At 34.2% G+C, this 16888-nt stretch carries 15 protein-coding genes; 6 read left to right on the top strand and 9 right to left on the bottom strand.

What is annotated here, in order from left to right:
- Position 1 precedes the first annotated feature (1 nt).
- Together rfbD and IRB79_RS14330 are read left to right on the top strand one after the other, a co-directional pair.
- Positions 2-847, top strand: a complete 846-nt coding sequence (gene rfbD / locus IRB79_RS14335) for a dTDP-4-dehydrorhamnose reductase (RefSeq protein ID WP_243503147.1) — start codon at positions 2-4, stop codon at positions 845-847.
- Positions 844-1302, top strand: coding sequence for a dTDP-4-dehydrorhamnose 3,5-epimerase family protein (locus tag IRB79_RS14330; protein WP_243503146.1), 459 nt, complete (start codon positions 844-846; stop codon positions 1300-1302). Before rfbD ends, IRB79_RS14330 begins: the two co-directional genes overlap by 4 nt.
- Before the next feature lie 161 nt (positions 1303-1463).
- On the opposite strand, the gene IRB79_RS14325 is transcribed toward IRB79_RS14330, so the two are convergent.
- Entirely contained in the window at positions 1464-3242 is a 1779-nt protein-coding gene (locus IRB79_RS14325; RefSeq protein ID WP_243503145.1) for an SLC13 family permease, read from the bottom strand.
- Between the two features lie 529 nt (positions 3243-3771).
- On the opposite strand from IRB79_RS14325, the gene IRB79_RS14320 reads away from it, so the two are divergent.
- Positions 3772-4728, top strand: a complete 957-nt coding sequence (locus tag IRB79_RS14320) for a glycosyltransferase family 2 protein (protein ID WP_243503144.1) — start codon at positions 3772-3774, stop codon at positions 4726-4728.
- A gap of 175 nt (positions 4729-4903) precedes the next feature.
- Here the strand turns inward: IRB79_RS14320 and IRB79_RS14315 are convergent, their stop codons facing one another.
- From IRB79_RS14315 to IRB79_RS14300, 4 genes are all read right to left on the bottom strand, one after another.
- Positions 4904-5647, bottom strand: a complete 744-nt coding sequence (locus tag IRB79_RS14315) for a methyltransferase domain-containing protein (RefSeq protein WP_243503143.1) — start codon at positions 5645-5647, stop codon at positions 4904-4906.
- A gap of 72 nt (positions 5648-5719) precedes the next feature.
- On the bottom strand, positions 5720-6688 hold the full coding sequence (locus tag IRB79_RS14310; RefSeq protein ID WP_243503142.1) for a hypothetical protein: 969 nt from the start codon (positions 6686-6688) through the stop codon (positions 5720-5722).
- A gap of 72 nt (positions 6689-6760) precedes the next feature.
- Positions 6761-7732, bottom strand: a complete 972-nt coding sequence (locus tag IRB79_RS14305) for a hypothetical protein (protein WP_243503141.1) — start codon at positions 7730-7732, stop codon at positions 6761-6763.
- Positions 7733-7768: 36 nt separating this feature from the next.
- Positions 7769-8617 carry a hypothetical protein gene (locus IRB79_RS14300; protein ID WP_243503140.1) on the bottom strand — a complete coding sequence of 283 codons (849 nt, stop codon included), beginning with the start codon at positions 8615-8617 and terminating at the stop codon, positions 7769-7771.
- A 194-nt stretch (positions 8618-8811) separates the two neighbouring features.
- Here IRB79_RS14300 and IRB79_RS14295 point away from each other — a divergent pair, with 194 nt between their 5' ends.
- Together IRB79_RS14295 and IRB79_RS14290 are read left to right on the top strand one after the other, a co-directional pair.
- On the top strand, positions 8812-10422 hold the full coding sequence (locus tag IRB79_RS14295) for a hypothetical protein (RefSeq protein WP_243503139.1): 1611 nt from the start codon (positions 8812-8814) through the stop codon (positions 10420-10422).
- Positions 10419-11321 carry a sulfotransferase family protein gene (locus tag IRB79_RS14290; protein WP_243503138.1) on the top strand — a complete coding sequence of 301 codons (903 nt, stop codon included), beginning with the start codon at positions 10419-10421 and terminating at the stop codon, positions 11319-11321. Before IRB79_RS14295 ends, IRB79_RS14290 begins: the two co-directional genes overlap by 4 nt.
- Positions 11322-11788: 467 nt before the next feature.
- Here the strand turns inward: IRB79_RS14290 and IRB79_RS14285 are convergent, their stop codons facing one another.
- From IRB79_RS14285 to IRB79_RS14275, 3 genes are all read right to left on the bottom strand, one after another.
- Positions 11789-12502, bottom strand: coding sequence for a sulfotransferase family 2 domain-containing protein (locus tag IRB79_RS14285; protein WP_243503137.1), 714 nt, complete (start codon positions 12500-12502; stop codon positions 11789-11791).
- Between the two features lie 47 nt (positions 12503-12549).
- The gene (locus IRB79_RS14280; protein WP_243503136.1) at positions 12550-13293 is read right to left on the bottom strand and encodes a sulfotransferase family 2 domain-containing protein; all 744 of its coding nucleotides are present in this window, start codon (positions 13291-13293) and stop codon (positions 12550-12552) included.
- A gap of 67 nt (positions 13294-13360) precedes the next feature.
- Positions 13361-14836 carry a methyltransferase gene (locus IRB79_RS14275; RefSeq protein WP_243503135.1) on the bottom strand — a complete coding sequence of 492 codons (1476 nt, stop codon included), beginning with the start codon at positions 14834-14836 and terminating at the stop codon, positions 13361-13363.
- A gap of 390 nt (positions 14837-15226) precedes the next feature.
- Between IRB79_RS14275 and galU the strand changes: the two genes are divergently transcribed.
- Entirely contained in the window at positions 15227-16108 is an 882-nt protein-coding gene (galU, locus tag IRB79_RS14270) for a UTP--glucose-1-phosphate uridylyltransferase GalU (protein ID WP_279401022.1), read from the top strand.
- A gap of 108 nt (positions 16109-16216) precedes the next feature.
- Here galU and IRB79_RS14265 read toward each other — a convergent pair whose 3' ends face one another.
- Entirely contained in the window at positions 16217-16879 is a 663-nt protein-coding gene (locus IRB79_RS14265; RefSeq protein ID WP_243503134.1) for a sulfotransferase, read from the bottom strand.
- Positions 16880-16888 lie beyond the last annotated feature (9 nt).

Here is a 16888-nt window from a genome sequence, read left to right as displayed (position 1 = left end):
GATGGCGAAAATTTTAATAACTGGAGCTTATAGCCAATTGGGCAATGAGTTGGTTAGAAAATTATGCCATTCTCATTCTTTAATTAGTTTAGGAAAAAGAGAATTAGATATTACAAAACAGGAACAGGTTGAGAGCGTTATATTGCATCATAAACCCCAATATATAATTCATACTGCTGCATATACTTCGGTTGAAAAATGTGAAATTGAGCGAAAAAAAGCATTTGAAGTAAATGCTCTAGGTGTCGGCATTGTAGCACAAGCAGCTGATAAAGTTGATGCACGCATGTTTTATATTAGTACTGACTATGTATTTGATGGAAAAAAACAATCCCCATATACAGAGGAGGATAAACCAAATCCGCTATCTATTTATGGTATGAGCAAGTTACTTGGTGAAAGGTTAGTACTGCTGTTTAATAATGTGTCAATTATCCGTACATCTTGGCTCTATGGACATGATGGAGCCAATTTTGTCAAAACAATGCTTCAATTAGCTAAGAAATGCAAAGAAGTTAAGGTCGTAAATGATCAAATAGGCTGTCCTACTTATGTTAGTGATCTCGCCGACGCGATAATACAGTTATTGGAGAAAGAAAATGGCATTTATCATGTTAGCAATTCGGGTTTTTGCTCTTGGTATACGTTTGCCCAAACAATTTTTGAAGAAGCCGGTTACGATAGCCGATTAGTTAAACCTGTCACGACTAAAGAATATGGTTCCATTTGTCCAAGACCGCCATATTCCGTAATGGAACAAAACGCTCTGCTTAAACAGGGGATTAAGCCTCTCAGGCATTGGAAAGAGGCTTTAAATGAATTTATGCGGAAGGAGCTTAGCCAATGATAGATGGAGTGAAGGTGAAAAAACTGGTAAAACATTGTGACGACCGGGGCTTCTTTGCAGAGCTTATCCGTGATGATGAACCTGACTTATTATGCAGATTTGGCCAGGCATCCTGGTCCATGAGTTATCCGGGTGTAATAAAAGCATTTCATTATCATGAAAAACAAGATGATTTATGGTTCTTTCCCTCAGGCAATGCACAAGTCGTATTATATGACTTAAGAGAAAGTTCACCTACTAAAGGAGCGACTGATGTTTATTATATGGGAGAAGAAAATCCTATGATGCTTTTAATCCCAAGAGGTGTCGCCCATGGGTATAGAGTACTTGGCCAAAAACCTGCCCAGATTATTTATTTCACAACTGAATCCTATAATATCCATGATCCAGATGAAAAGCGAATCCCTTGGAATGATTCTAAGATTGCATTTAATTGGGAGACTGAAAACCGATAAAAACCCCCGGATTGATTTTTATGAAAGACAACCGGGGGTTTTTCTATTATAGGCAGCAAAATGTTATTTATGTTGACTTCTCTGTCATTTTTCTTTATCCACGGCTATACATTTGAAGTAATGATTAGCGATAATAATAAAGGCGTTTTGTATCCTCATAATTACTTAATCCAAACAAAATAGACAATTATGACCGTTGTTACCATAACAATTATATTTAGCGGAATACCAACCTTTAAATAATCTTTAAAGGAATATCCGCCAGGGCCGTATACAATCATATTTGTCTGATAACCTATTGGAGTTGAGAAACCTGCAGAAGCAGAAATCGCAACAATCACGGCTAGTGCTATAGGATTGACAGAAATTTGGGATGAAATTTCAATAGCAATAGGGAGCATCATGGCAGCTGCTGCATTATTTGTAATAATTTCAGTAAAGAGATTGGTAATGAAATAAAGAACGATCAGCAGAAAAAATACTCCTAATGGTTGTGCTAGTATTAATATGTTATTAGCAATCCACTCCGCGCTTCCCGAATTTATTAACGCTGTCCCAACACCAAATGAAGAGGCAATAATCAGCAAAACGTCAAATTTAATATACCTTTTTGCTTCCTCAGGAGTAATAATACGGAAGATAAAAAGAGCAACGGCAGCAAACGCTGCTGCTTTTAACATTGATGTAAGATTAAAGGCAACTAAAGAAATTAGAATAATCATTATTGATATGGTAAACCAACCTTTACGGCGAGAAATGGTTGCAGGAAGGATTTCATCATTTACTGTGTTCACAACATAAAAATCATGAAACTGATTTCTATCTTGAAAATCCGGACCCGTAACCATTAATAGTGTATCCCCTGGCTTTAAAATAATTTCTCCGATTTTACTGTTGATTTTCTCATTTTTTCGGTGAACTGCTATTACGGCAGCATCAAATTTCCCGCGAAATTGTGTTTCATTTATTTTTTTATGCAAAAGAGAAGAATGATGGGAAACTACGGCTTCAACAAGATTAGATTTTCCAGACCTTAATCCTTCCAGCAATGGGCCTGTATTTGTTACAAGATGAACCCCCTTTATGGACTGTAATTCTGCAACTGTTGAGATTAACCCCGTAAAAATAAGACGATCGTTTGCAATTATTATGGTAGAACTTGTAACAGGTGTAATCATCTCATTATCACGAATAATGCCCAACAGGTAAAGTCCAGCCAGTTTTCTTAATTTGGCATCCTTTATTGTTTTATTAATATGTTCAAACTCTTCAGTAATTTTAACTTCCCCGATATATTCTTTACTTATTTCTTCAACGTTGGTCATCGCCTTATTACTAGGGAGTAAATGATACCCAACTGTATACAGGTATAGGATACCTAATAGTGTGATCGGAATCCCTACTATTCCCAATTGAAAAAAAGAAAAACCAGGAAGGTTGTAATCTAAAAGAAGTCCGTGGACTACCAAATTCGTTGATGTTCCAATAATAGTGATTGTTCCCCCAAGAATGGTTGCATACGACAATGGAATCAGCAACTTAGATGGAGAAAGCTGATTTTTTTCACACCATTTCCGTATAATTGGTGTCAATGTTGTGACTATTGGTGTGTTATTCAAAAATGCCGATAAAGCAGAAACAGGAAAGACGATTTTCAATAAATTGATTTTCTCATTGTCTCTGGTATTTAAAAGTTTAAAAAGAGAGATTTTCACCAAGTCACTCTTCTGAATGGCACCTGATATTATGAAGAGCAAGGCGACAGTTAACATGCCTTCATTAGAAAAACCGTTTAAGGCTTCCTTTACAGAAACAATGTCAGTTAATAAAAAAATAACTAACGTAATGAAAACAATTACTTCTGGTCTCTCTAACTCAAAAATTAAACAGCCGAGCATACATAATATGGCTGTTAATACAAAACCTATTTCCCATGTCATGAGAAAATTGCTCCCTGAAGTGAAATGTTTTTGCCGGGAATATCTTTTTTAATTTTTAAGATTACGAGATCATTTAGGAATCCATATGTTATTTCATGAGGCTCATTTGGGGTGTTCATCCAAGGTCTCCTTTCCAGTAGTAAATATCATAATATCAGTTTATGAGCAGAGTAAATGAATGGAACCGTATAGACAGAAAACAAGCATTAACCCAGTGGTCAAAGTTTATTGCAAAAATTAAAACCTAGATACCCATCTATTTGATTAGAATTTATCTGTGACTTTTTTTGTTGGGAATTTATGTAAACTTAAATATTTACCAGAAAATTATAGCAACGGTCTAAGAAAAGAGTCAGTTGTTATATAGCAAAAAAACGAAAAAGAAATCATCTTTTCAGGGAACATCATAATTTTCAGAAAAGGAGTAAAGTACTTTGATTTGCTTTTTCTCCAGACACTAATCACATAAGAAAACATATAGTTATTATGAACCCTTTCAACTAACTAAGAGTAAAAGGAGTGAATAATAATGGGAAAATATGAAGGGAGGAAAATCTTCTCCATCAGTATGGTAAAAAATGAGGCGGATATTATTGAGTCCTTCGTAAGGTATCATCAACATATTCTCGATGGAATGATTTTTTTGGATAATATGAGTTCTGACAGAACTCCTGAAATCCTTAAGAAGTTAAGGGAGGAAGGGCTTCCAATCTTTATTTTCAATGACAAAGATCCTGAATTCACTCAGAGCAAAAAGACAACACAATTAATGTACAGCTCATTTCAACAGTATCATCCCGATATCATTCTCCCTCTTGATGCAGATGAGTTTCTGGTATCAACTAATCATCTTGAACATCCTCGTGACATTCTGAATAAGATTGATTTAAATCAGTTGCACTATATCAATTGGAGAACGTATGTTCTTACTGGAGAAGAAAACAAAAACGAGCTTTTTATTCCAAAAAGGATTACTTATGCTAGAGCAGATCATCATAAGACTAATAAAAAAGTAGTTGTCCCATCAATCATTGCAGAAAAATTTTCTGGTACTCTTTCTGGAGGTAATCACAAATTCTTGTTAAAACGCGGAAAAAGAAAACTAAAGATAAATACATTGAAAGAATTAAAACTGGCTCATTTTCCAATTCGATCTTTAGAACAATTCAAATCGAAGATGCTTGTAGCTTGGATCAATACAATAGCAAGACAAGAAGGGGTTGCATTATATTTAAAGAGGTTCGTTCAAGCCATTAAAGAGGGGAGATGCAGATCAGAGGAAGACTTAATTCAATTAACGAAAGATTACCCTTTAAGAAAAGAGTTAACTGATGTTACATTTGTTCATAAACCTGTTGATTTATCTTTCTGTAAGTCCATTAACCTTAAATATACGAAAAAAAATGAAGTGGATGCCTTTCTTAACTTTCTAGGAAATAGTGAAGAATTGGCAAAGAATTTCGCAATGTTAAAGAACGAACGTTAAGAAACATTTTACAATTTAGCATAGTAAAAGCGTACAAATAGTGTACGCTTTTTTAAATTACTGTGAATTGCGTAATTAAGAAGTCTTGTGATCGTTATCGATAACTGTCAGGCGGAAAAATAGTTTTGCTTGTTTGGCTTGAGCAGAAGGATTGGATCAGTTTTTTAGGAGGACATTATTTTTTTTTGTTATTCTTCTTCTTAAATTTTTTTTTGTCTAACCGTTTTTGGAGTTTTTTAATTTTATTTTCTAATATGTTCATTTGAATTACTTTCCATTCATACATGACGGGATGTATAATTGAGAGCATAGAATGGCTTGTATCTATTTGTTCTTTTAACAGTTTAGGATAATCTTTTAAAACATCTTGTTTTATAAATATAAGTGTATTTTGAGTATAACAGCCGCCAACATCTCGATTATCCCAAATTTTATATCTAATGCAATCAATTACGTTATAGCCGTGGCTCTTAAAGCGATCTACCCAATATTGCGGCCATTGTTCATTCACATGGTTTACCCCTCCCTGATTTGGGACTGCGGCAGAAAATAATATGATCGGTCCCAAATTTACCAGAGATTCTACAAAGGTATCCGCACATGTACTTGGCAAATGCTCTGCAACCTCTAAAGAAATAACTAGATCAAATTTTTTATCTATTTTAATCGGATTTTCTAAGTTAAAGGGATAAAAATGGCTTTCAGGAATCTTTAATTGGCTGCTATCGACATAATCACCGTCAATTCCCAAAATCTCCTCAACCCCATTTTTTCTGAAAACAGATAACCAATTTCCAACCCCACATCCAATATCAACTACAGATAACGGGTTTATCAGATCCATTACAATAGGAACAATTTGCTCGGCAGATTTTCGTGACTCTTTTTCGTATTTGTTAAAAAATTCTTTTGAATACACCAAAATTACTCCTTTCTTTTAGTCATTGATTATTAGTATTTATTTGCTTTTCTATAGACAGCTTGCTTGAGGCTAGCATTTTTTCCTGAAATGATCATTCATTAAATTAAATGGATTTGACGAAAATAGTCTTAAACATTCGTTGTTTTGAAATTCTTTGCGCGACTTATTTTTGATTTGTTCACCATTATCAAAAAAATCGTAGCTCCATGGATTATTTGAAAGGTGATATACTCGGGATTGCTTTAATTCTGCAATGTATTCGTCATATAAGTTTTTAAGTACTTCATTTTTAGAATTTTCCACACCCTCCTTAAGTGAATTGAGCAGTTGAGAATGGTGGAAAAAACGAAGAGGCTGATTATTAATTGTGTATTGCTTTTTACTATCGAGTTCTATTTTCCGCTCGTGGAAGTTCCAAAACGCAACATTGTATCCAGGGTGTCTTAAGATGAATGCATTAAAATAAGTTGGAACCAAATTTAACCATCCTTGATCAACAAACAGAAATCGATCCCAATCAATATAGCAATTCCATTTAACTTTTTCAGCCCACCATTTGATAAATTGTTCCGCTTCTTCTGTCCTTTTGATTCCAAGAAAGCCCGCATTAAAAATTCCGAATTTTAAATACTCTTCCTTTGGCTTTTTTATGCAGTGTGGAGTTAATACAATTGGAAAGTCGTACAAAAGAGCTTGGACTTCACTTATAGGACTGTAGAGCCTTGTATCAGAATCGAGGTAAATGAAATATTGTTCATGTGGTTCTTTTTTATAAACATACTTTAATATTTCACTTTTAAATGCACACGAGGCTTCTGAAATTGTATATTTAAAAATATATTGATCAACATTTGGAATTCCTAAATTTTTAGCGAGAATAATTTCATCAGTATACTGTATATTCATGGCTATAGGATGTAGATCTTTCTCAAGTAAACAGATTATTACTTTTGAATCAGGATGGAATTCCTTTATTGATTTAGCCATTACTTCTGTTCTGTGTAAATAATTTATAGTTGATACACTAACAAAAATCACAGTTTATCTACTCCTCTAAAACTAGGTCTATCCTTTTGGATTCCATAAAATTCTTTTATAAATAGTTAATTTTCACTGTTTTATAGTTAGCTTATTATTAGTTAAAGTGAATGGGTTGTGTTGTTTTTGTAAATGAGGACTTTTTAAAAAATTTCTTCTGGATATTTTTTCTATTTGGCTGCCATCATTAAAAAAATCATAGCTCCATGGTTCATTTGAAAGAGGGAGAAGCGTAGCCTGCTTTAATTCTTCGGTGTATTGAAAATAGATGTGTTGAAGAATTTGGTTATTTGCTTTTTCCACAGAGTCCTTAAGATAAGTAAGGTGCTGAGAGTGATGAAAAAAACGAAGAGGGTAGATATCATTAACCGTATATTCATTGTTAATTGATAACTTCAAATTTCTCTCATGAAAATTCCAAAAAGCAATATTATAGCCTGGATGTCTTAATATATACGTTTTAAAGTAAGTGGGTACAAGCTTTAACCATCCTTGATCATCATACAGGGAAAGGTTCCGATCCCTATAACAATAATGTGTGACTTTTTTTGCCCACCATCTAATAAACTTTTTCGCCTCCTTGCTCCTGGTTATACCCACAAATCCCGCATTGAAAATTCCATTCAATAAATAAACTCGGCTGGGCCCGTTCTCTATATCATGTGGTGTCAATACAATTGGATTGTTTTTTAATATAGACTCTATTTCTACGAAAGGACTATAGAGCCTAATATCTGAATCAAGATAAACAAATTCGCTATGGTCTTTCTCATTTTTAAGCAAATATTTTAAAATCTGACTCTTAAGTGCCCATGCCGCCTCGGCTGCATCATATTTAAATATATACCGATTAAAATCATCAATTCCTAAATCCTTGGCTAGTATTATTCCATCAAAATATTGAACCTTTTTTACATCAGGATGTATTTCTTTTTCTATTAAACACACAATTACTCTTGCTTTAGGATGCTGTTCCTTTATTGATTTTGCCAATATCTCTGCTTTGTACAAGTAATTTAAAGTGGATACGGTCGCAAAGATCATTGTGGAATTTTCCCTCCCAACATTGATGCTTCATATTTATAAGGTTTTGTCTTTTACTGATTTTAGTTGTTTTTTGTACCGTTCCTGAATTAAATTTATAGCCTTTTCACTATGTGACCAATCTAAAGATCCTTGAACATCAGCAAAACACATAGATTTTATTCGTTGTCCGTTTATTCGCCAGCCAGGTTCATCAGTTTTTTCGATTTTTCGCTGTTTTTCATGTAAATTCCAAACAGCTAGATGATAGGAGGGATCCTTAAAGAAATAGATATCAAAAAGGCCAATCATTAAACACAGCCATTTCTCGTCAATGAACAAACCTTTAATCGATTTCCGTTCGTTTTGCTTTACATCATTCTTGATAAGATGAAGGAACCGTTTTAAAAATTTTGTTGATTCTTCCGATCTTCTAAAAGCAAGAAATCCTCCATTAACATTACCGTTTTTAAGAAGATCAAACTCATTCAAAACATGATCTTCAGATGGTGGTTGGAGGCAGTAAGGTGAATAAATGATGCAATGTTCATCTAGTATTGTAAAAAGTTCATTGAAGGTACCAAAAACCTTAGTAAAACAATCAAGATAGATATAAATATCTTCATTAGGAAAGGAGTTGAAGAGATAGTTAAGAAAAGGTGCCTTTAATGCTCGTGAATGATCTGCAGCTGAGAACTTTTTCTTTAGCTCTTTATAAAAACCCTTCCCTAAATCTTTTCCAGAAATAATATGATCAATATACGGAGAATTCTTTGCTGCATCTGGAACGTTTTTGCTGGTTAAACATAAAGCCATAATCGCATTGGGATGATGCTTTTTAATTGATTTAGCTAATATTAATGCTGGAGCCAATTGTTCAGGCTGTGCAATAGTACAAAAGATCACTTTGATCACTCCTCATTTCCAAAATCTGAAAATGCTCCATTTAGCTTTTTATATACTTATGTTTTTAATAGACGTTTGACACTTATAATTACCCACATCCCGGGATGATATCTTGTTAGGACAGGATATTAAAGACAATAATCAGCTATAACCCAGTCCCCATAAATGTTTTATGACATATTCTAAAAGGAGGAATGGAATTTGTGAAATTAACTGTTTCCATAAGAGGGGAGTTAGATATGGAAGTGTTTCATCTTATGAATTCGATGAAGGATTTGGTTGGAATAGATGGTGTTAACCTCGATGAGCAAGACCTCCTTGATTCCTATCATGCCTTATATACTTTTATGAATTCCTTTATTACAGACCTGAAAAGTAAATATATACTTGAGATTAGATATAACGATGAAAGGCATGCGGATAAATATACTGGATTGGATAATAGCAAAAATGGTCGGGAAGCTTCAAATAATGGCTTTAAAACTTTAATGATGAATTATGAATGCTGCGAACCGGAAAACCTTAACGAATGCAAACCATATGAAGTGATATTTCTCAACCATATAATCGAATGTACTCCAGTTTTGGACATGGAAATCACTTGGGAAAAAATTAAAAAAGCATTAAGTCCAGGTGGCTATATCGTATTAAAGACTTTTTTATATGAAAATCCGAATGCTGCCAATGAATACGATTCGACGCACAATATAATAGATAAAAGGCATCACAAACAAACGTTTGATACCATTTTAAGATTATGTCTGAAGCATGGATTTATTCTAGCTAGTTACAAGGATAATTGTTTCGGACTAGTTAAAAAAAAGGATCTTCCATTTTTCGATAAGTCCCTGCAGAAAATTTACATGAACAGTTATAAACAAATATTAAACGAAAAAGGTTTTGAGCTAACAGACTCCTATGAAGATGAGGAATCAGAAGAGGCTGTTACCGGTCCTGGTCGTCTCTTAATCGGATGTGTTACAGAGAATACCAAGAAATATAGAGATCAGACTTTAAGATTAGTACAATCTATTCGCTGGTTTGGCGGAGGCATTTCAGGCGCTGATATTTTTGTATGCATAGTAGATGAGGCAGAGCCGAAATTTGTAGAGGAACTAAATAATCTGGGAGCTTTTGTACGTATTGTAAAACGGTTCAGTAAGGATCATCCTCAATCAAATAAATTAAGACTGTTTGAACTTGCTGAAATAGAGCTCTATGACACCATTTTGCTGCTGGATTGTGATACGGTGGTCGTCCAGGATCCTTCTCCATTTATCGATGGGAAGTGCTTTCAGGCTGAAATTGCCGCAGGTCCTACTGTCCCTCATTATATTTTTAAGAATCTATTTTCTCACTTCGGATTGAATCTGCTGCCTCTCGAATACAAAACAACAGTTACAAATACAAAAACAATGATATATTGCAATGCTGGGGTATTAATTTTCCCTAAGAAAATCCTTCAAACATTTTATCCCATATGGAAGGAATACACACTTAACCTTATAGATAATAAACAACTGCTTGGAAAGTATTTTAATTTTTGTGAGCAGGCCTCTCTAACATTAGCTTATGCAGACCACCCTATCCCGTTTAGAAAACTACCGCTGGAAATGAATTTTCATCTTTTTGAAAGCAAGCTTCCTAAAATAAAAGACTGTGATCCTGTTATTATTCACTACCATAACAGGATTGATGAAGGTGGACTCATTATCGATAAAACGTCCAGTTTATCGGCAAAAAATAGAGTAAAGCAATTTAATGACCGACTGGTTAAATATGACAAAAGGGAGGAACAAGCATGACTTTAAACAAATTTAAAAATCCTGTTTTTCTTGTAGGGTGTATGCGAAGCGGCACTACGATGTTTGCTGGATTGTTGGGATCGCATCCTAATATTATCCATTGTCCTTTTGAGTTAAGAAGGGTTTGGTCAAGGGAAGCAGGAGTCCCTATGGCAGCACCAAAGACCTTCGATTACAAATGTCCACATTTAACCGAAAAGGACGTCAAACCAGGGCAGCGGGAAAAACTTGCACGAGCTTTTCTAAAAGAAATGAGGAAAAATAAGGAAAATAAGAAAATTAATAATTCTTTATTTCTCAATAAAAATCCTCATTTGGGAAACAAATTGCCATTTGTCAACGAATTATTTCCAGATGCAAAATTCATTTGGATATACCGTGATATGCCTAGTGTAACAGCGAGCCTGAAAAGAATCCTAAACAGAGATGTGATCCATTATTGGCCGAAAAAAATAAATCCTGAAACTGTACGATGTTGGGAATGCTTTTTTAACGGTATCCCCATTCATGCAGATCCAGAGCGTTGTTTTCCTGGTGGAGATATAAAATATATAGCAGAATACTGGTATGAAACAAACCAAGCGATTTCCAATTTCTCCAAGTCCATCCCATCGGACCGGATATTTTTAATAAAAGAGGAGGAATTAGTTGCCCAACCGGAGAAAATCTACGCAAACTGCCTTGAATTCCTTGGTTTACCTGCAGTTCTTCCGATGTCCTTATTAAAAGAAATAAATCCAAATCGCAATGAGTTATGGAGTAAAAGGTTGAATAAAGAGGAACTTAACAGTTTGTATAATTTCGTGCTGGAAAAAGGTGAAAATCTTAATTTTATTTTTCCAGAAGATAACTTATTCGATACGTATAAGGATCAGCTTTATAGGAGCTTAGGAGAATAAGGGGATATATAAAATTAATAAATTTAATCTTTGCGATTTCACCTCTGTTTTGACAGAGGTTTTTTAATATTTCCAGGAAAATCTGTTTCCCCCTGACGATGGTGACTCTTTTTTAGAAAAGTAAGGAATTGAAAGTGAAAAAAGTGCTAAGTGGGATTTTAGGGACATAACCTGAAGGTATTAGATACTTATGGATCTGGAAACGAAGGAAGAAATTTTACTTTATCATCATAATGGAGAGTAATATAGTGTAAGGAGAGGAGGGTTTAAAAAAACGGATTTTTTTAAAAGTTTGTTAGCATTATAAGCAGAAGTTATTTCTAGTATAGTAATATCTGCTAATAATAAATTTCAGTGAGAACAGAAGCACTAATATAAAAAATGTGGATAAACATAGTGATTCAGACACTGGGTTCATCCACTTAAAGGATCAGTCTATATAATTAAAAATAAAAATCTTTCTGCTATTACTGACTTGCATTTATAGAATTTAATTCTTGCACCAGCCTATTTTTCGCCCAATTATATAATTGAATATCCAATTCATTATTGGCTTTAATTTTGTTTATAATAATAGGATCAATTTCTTCCTTGCTTAACCTTTTTTTTGTTTGGTTTTTTCTCACATAAGAAATATCATTCCAGTTGAACTTTTGTTTCATTAGTGCAACAGAATCATCAAACATTTCGGTTATGCCAATCACTGAGAAATGTTCTTCGAGATTTTGCTTTGCTTGTTTTAGATCTGAAGGACTTAAAGAATTTTTGCCGAGGACCCTTTTGGTTTGCATGTTGTTTGTGTGAACTTTTAAATCTGGATGATCAATAAACTCTTCAATCAATAGATCCTTGACAATATCGTGTAAAGGATGATCTTTTTTGCCAATTACATAATAGTACATTGAAATTACACGATCTATAGGTTCTCTCATCATTGTTACATAAGTACATGGCTTACTGGTATGCATGTGCAGCCCAAATGATAAATGTCCAAATACAAATTGAATTTCTTTTTCACTCACGATCTTTTTAAACTCAGATGTTTTTCCATCAGTAATATCCTTCAAAATTTTAATATCTGGATACTGCCTCTTAATAATTCTTTTTAGAGTCATTCCGCCTGTTTTGGGAATATGCATAAATATAAGAATACGGTCTTCTGCAGGTATAACATTCTTCATAACACTTCTCCTTTGCTAAAAATTTATTCTATTGAATTCTAAACCAATTACTGATTATTTCTATTTAGAAATCCCTCTAATTCTTGCTTTGTGCTGCTATCCAATGCATCCAGGCGTTCCTGAAGCTTTCTCCTTGCCCAGTTGTATAATTGGATATCTAAGTGATTAAGCTCTTTTATTTGTTCAATGATTTCATCGGAAAATTGATCCTTCGTCGGGCGATCAGCTGTGTAATTTTTCCTTTCATAGGTGATATCACGCCATCCAAGTTCTTTTTTCATTAAGAAGATTGATTCATCGAACATCTCCGTAATGCCAACCACTTTGTAATGTTTAGCAAGAATTTTTTTTGCTTTCTTTAAATCATTTTCTTCTGGATTTAGATTTCCGACTATTTTTTGAATCTGCCGATTCACTGTGCGGCGAGTTAATTGCTTATCATTAATAAACTCTTCAAAAGTAAGTTCTTTAACTTTCTTATGAAGAGGATGGTTTACCTTGCGAAGGTTATAAAAATACATGGAAATTACTCTATCAACAGGATCCCTGAGCATTGTGATATACGCACAGGGTTTATTGGTATACATATGAAGTCCAAAAGGGTGGTGGCCGGTTACAAATTCAATATCTTTCTTTTCTACTATATCCTTCTTGAATTGCGGAAGACTTGAAGGGAATACATTCGTTAACATTTTTTCTTTCTCGTAATTTTTGTTTACAATGGACCTTAGTGTCATACCCCCTGTTTTTGGAATATGAGTATGGATAATTATTTCTTTTACCTTCTCCAAAAGTACTCACCTCTTATTAGTTTTAGTATTTTTTATAACAAAGGATATAGAGCTTCCAGAGCTAAATTTAGTGGCTGTATTTTTTTAACAGGTTGTTAAACTCTTGAATCCTTAACTTTGCATATGGACTTTTCGTGACATTATGAATCAGTCCTGATTCATCAGAACGGTGATGATAATGAATGATGACTGGATCACATTGCTGGATTGCCAGCGATGTGCGGCCAACCAGGGGAAAGTTCATTTTCATTGGAAGCTTCTTAAATGGGACAGGGTTTTTTACAAAGGATAAAGTCAAGGATGCCTGTTCACAGAACTGAAAATAGTTGTTTAGAAGATGTTTATTTTTAATAAGGTCTTCCGTGTAATTCCGCCATACCGGAAAAAAAGATTTCAGGATCTCTTTTGGGAAAATCAATACACCTGCATTGCAATACCATATTGTGGATGCTCTTGATAAAGTCGTTGTATATGATCGATCTGGAATTTTTAAATCATAATAATTAAAAAGATCTTTAAACACTTCATGGGGCACAGTGGCACCTGCTGCTATTTCAGCCTGGAAACTTTTTCCGTCTATATATCTTAGAGGGTCTTGAACAATAATAGTGTCACAGTCCAAAAACATGATAGTATCATAAAAGTCAATTTCCGGAAGTTCAAAAAACCTTAATTTATTGGATTGAGGATGGTTCTGATTGAATCGTTTTACAATTCGGACAAATACGCCAAATTTGTTAAGCTCCTTTAGAAAATCATCATCTGCCTTTTCAACTATACAAACATATATATCTGCTCTTGAAATATCCCCGCCAAACCAGCGGATGGATTGTACAAGGTTTAAAGTCTGCCGCTGATATTTTGAGTTGTTTTCTGTCACACACCCAATCATCAGCTTTCCGGTTTCTTTTACAGGTTCCTGGTGTTTGTTTGGGTTTGATAAAGAGGATAGATACTTATCTATATACGCCTTCTTTTTTGGAGGTGCATAATGCTTAATATCACTTCTTCGAACAAATCCAAAAAACCCCTTTTTTTCTTTTGCACATATAAAATCTTGTTTGAAGAACAAACTTAATAAGGTGCCGGCAGTTTTCTTGTTAAAATCCTTAAATGTTGTATTAAAGCTAAACGCACTATAAAATGTTTCTTTCGTATTACTGGCAATAGGGGTGTTTAATATAATATATCCTTGGGGCCTAAGAAGTTTTTTGATATTTTCTAAGGCATCCTCCAATTTAGGGATTATATCAATTACATTATTTATGACAATTACATCCCAGGACTGGCCAATTAAAATGTCCGGATCTTTTAATTCTAAATTTTCAAACGATCCAGCTTGACAACTTTTAACACCTGACGACAAAAGCAGGGAACTAAAATTTTCGCTGAAATTGATTGCCAATATATCTTTGTCTCTTAAATTACTGACAAGGGAATGTGTAAAATCCAATGTTTCTTTATAAGCTATATGATTTTGATCTTTATTCAATTGATTATTATCTGGAATCCGAGACTTAAGTTGAGTGTCACCGTATATCATAGCTTCTCCTTTCATAAATAAGTTAGGTTATATACTAAACACAAAGTTTCATTTAGACATGCTACTTCCTTATAGGATATGAACATTACCGTTTATTTGTCATAAATGAGGAACATAAAAGAGCCCTTTTTTAACGAACGTATGTTTTGTTCAGTATTTAGAAAGTACATACATTTTGTGCTATTTTATTCTGCATCCCATACTGAAGTTAGTTGTCCAAATTGGAAAGGGCTTTAGTTCAGAGCTTTCATTAATTAAGGACAATGATGGTGAATAGTAACTGCCTGCATTACACAAATGCATTATTAAGTAGTGAATAAGCCGTGACAAATGAATGTATGAATCCATAATCTAAATTAAGGTTTGTTTCAAATGGAGGTGTATACTATAGTGAAAGTAAGAAAGGCGGTAATTCCCGCAGCTGGCCTTGGAACCAGACTGCTGCCATTAACCAAGGCCTTGCCTAAAGAAATGCTGCCTATAATTGATAAGCCGACAATCCAGTATATAATTGAGGAAGCAGTTGAGGCAGGAATAAGAGACATTATAATTGTAACAGGGAAAGAGAAAAAGGCGATTGAGGATCATTTTGATTCTTCTTTTTTATTGGAACAAACATTAAATAAAAAAGGAAAACTAGAGGAACTGCAGGAAATAAAAAAGATTTCACAGTTAGCCAATATTCATTATATCCGCCAAAGTGAGCCTAATGGATTAGGACATGCAATTTGGTGTGCAAGAAAGTTTATTGGAAACGAACCTTTTGCTGTTTTACTAGGAGATACTCTTGTTCAAGAAAAAAAATCCTGTCTTAAGGACATGATGGAGCTATATGAAACCTATAATCATTCCATCATAGGGATTAAGCGTGTTGATGCTGACGATGTTCATAAGTACGGTATTGTCGATGTTGGAATGGGCAACGGACCCGTTTATAATATTCAAAGTTTAATTGAAAAGCCTTCGAAAGAACAAGCACCTTCTAATTTGGCTATTTTCGGAAGGTATATTCTTACTCCAAAGATATTTGATCTGTTGGATAAGCAAGAACCTGGAGTTGGAAATGAAATTCAGTTAACAGATGCCATTTCAGCACTTCTTAAATACGAAACAGTCTATGCTCAGGTATTTAATGGCAAGAGTTATGATATTGGCGATAAATTAGGATATCTTAAAACTGTGATTGAATTTGCATTACAGAGGGAGGACCTTGAAAAGGAAGTGCTTCACTTTCTTACAGAAATCGTCAGGAAGAATAGCTTGTTCTCATAATACAATAAACACCGCCGGGAAATTTGGAGCGGTGTTTTTTTTGAAAATGTTTTATTGAGTCACAAAATTTTAACCTGCAAAATAAGGCTTTAAAATCATAATTTATGATCAAAATTTTTTTAAACCTTTATCTAAAAATTTCTCAGCTTCCTTAAGATTGTAACCTGGCGAATTTCCGATTTTTTCATTGAACTTCCTAACAAACGGCTCGGGATTTTTTAACATATCCTCAAAATGGATGTCAATAATGTTTTCCGCAGGAAGACCATAGGTGTGTCGATAATGATAGAGACTTTTCAAATATGGAGTTAATATTTGTGCTGCATTTTCGATTCCCTTACGATCCCGATTTGCCATTGAACGGACAGAAGCTTCAAAAGGCCGATGTATAAATACATAAGTAATATCAGCCACTTCTTCTAAGACTGGTTTCCAAACTTCAAAAGTTAATAATGTCCTGGGATCTTTTAATCCCCAAACAGGTTTAACATTTTCAGAAAGAAATGTCCGCATTTTAGAAATTGTAAAATTCGAAGCTTTGATTTTTTTGCTGCTGGGCGGATTATTCCATGAAGATTTGGCAGTTTGAAGGATTTCATCATTGATATTTCTGAACCCTATATTCTCAAAATGGCCCTTTCGATTATAGGGGGAAGATGCAATGAGGTTAGTTCCCATATGAATCCCTAAATGGTGCATCACACCTGCTGTTGCACTAGATCCCGAACGATGAAGGCATAAAACCAGGAAAAGCCTGCTTTTCTTTCCCATACTTTATCA

Source organism: Cytobacillus oceanisediminis (genome assembly GCF_022811925.1).
GTDB classification, from domain to species: Bacteria; Bacillota; Bacilli; order Bacillales; family Cytobacillaceae; genus Cytobacillus; species Cytobacillus oceanisediminis_D.
The sequence above is the reverse complement of the archived record's forward strand: the minus strand, read 5'-3'. Positions and strand labels throughout refer to the sequence as shown.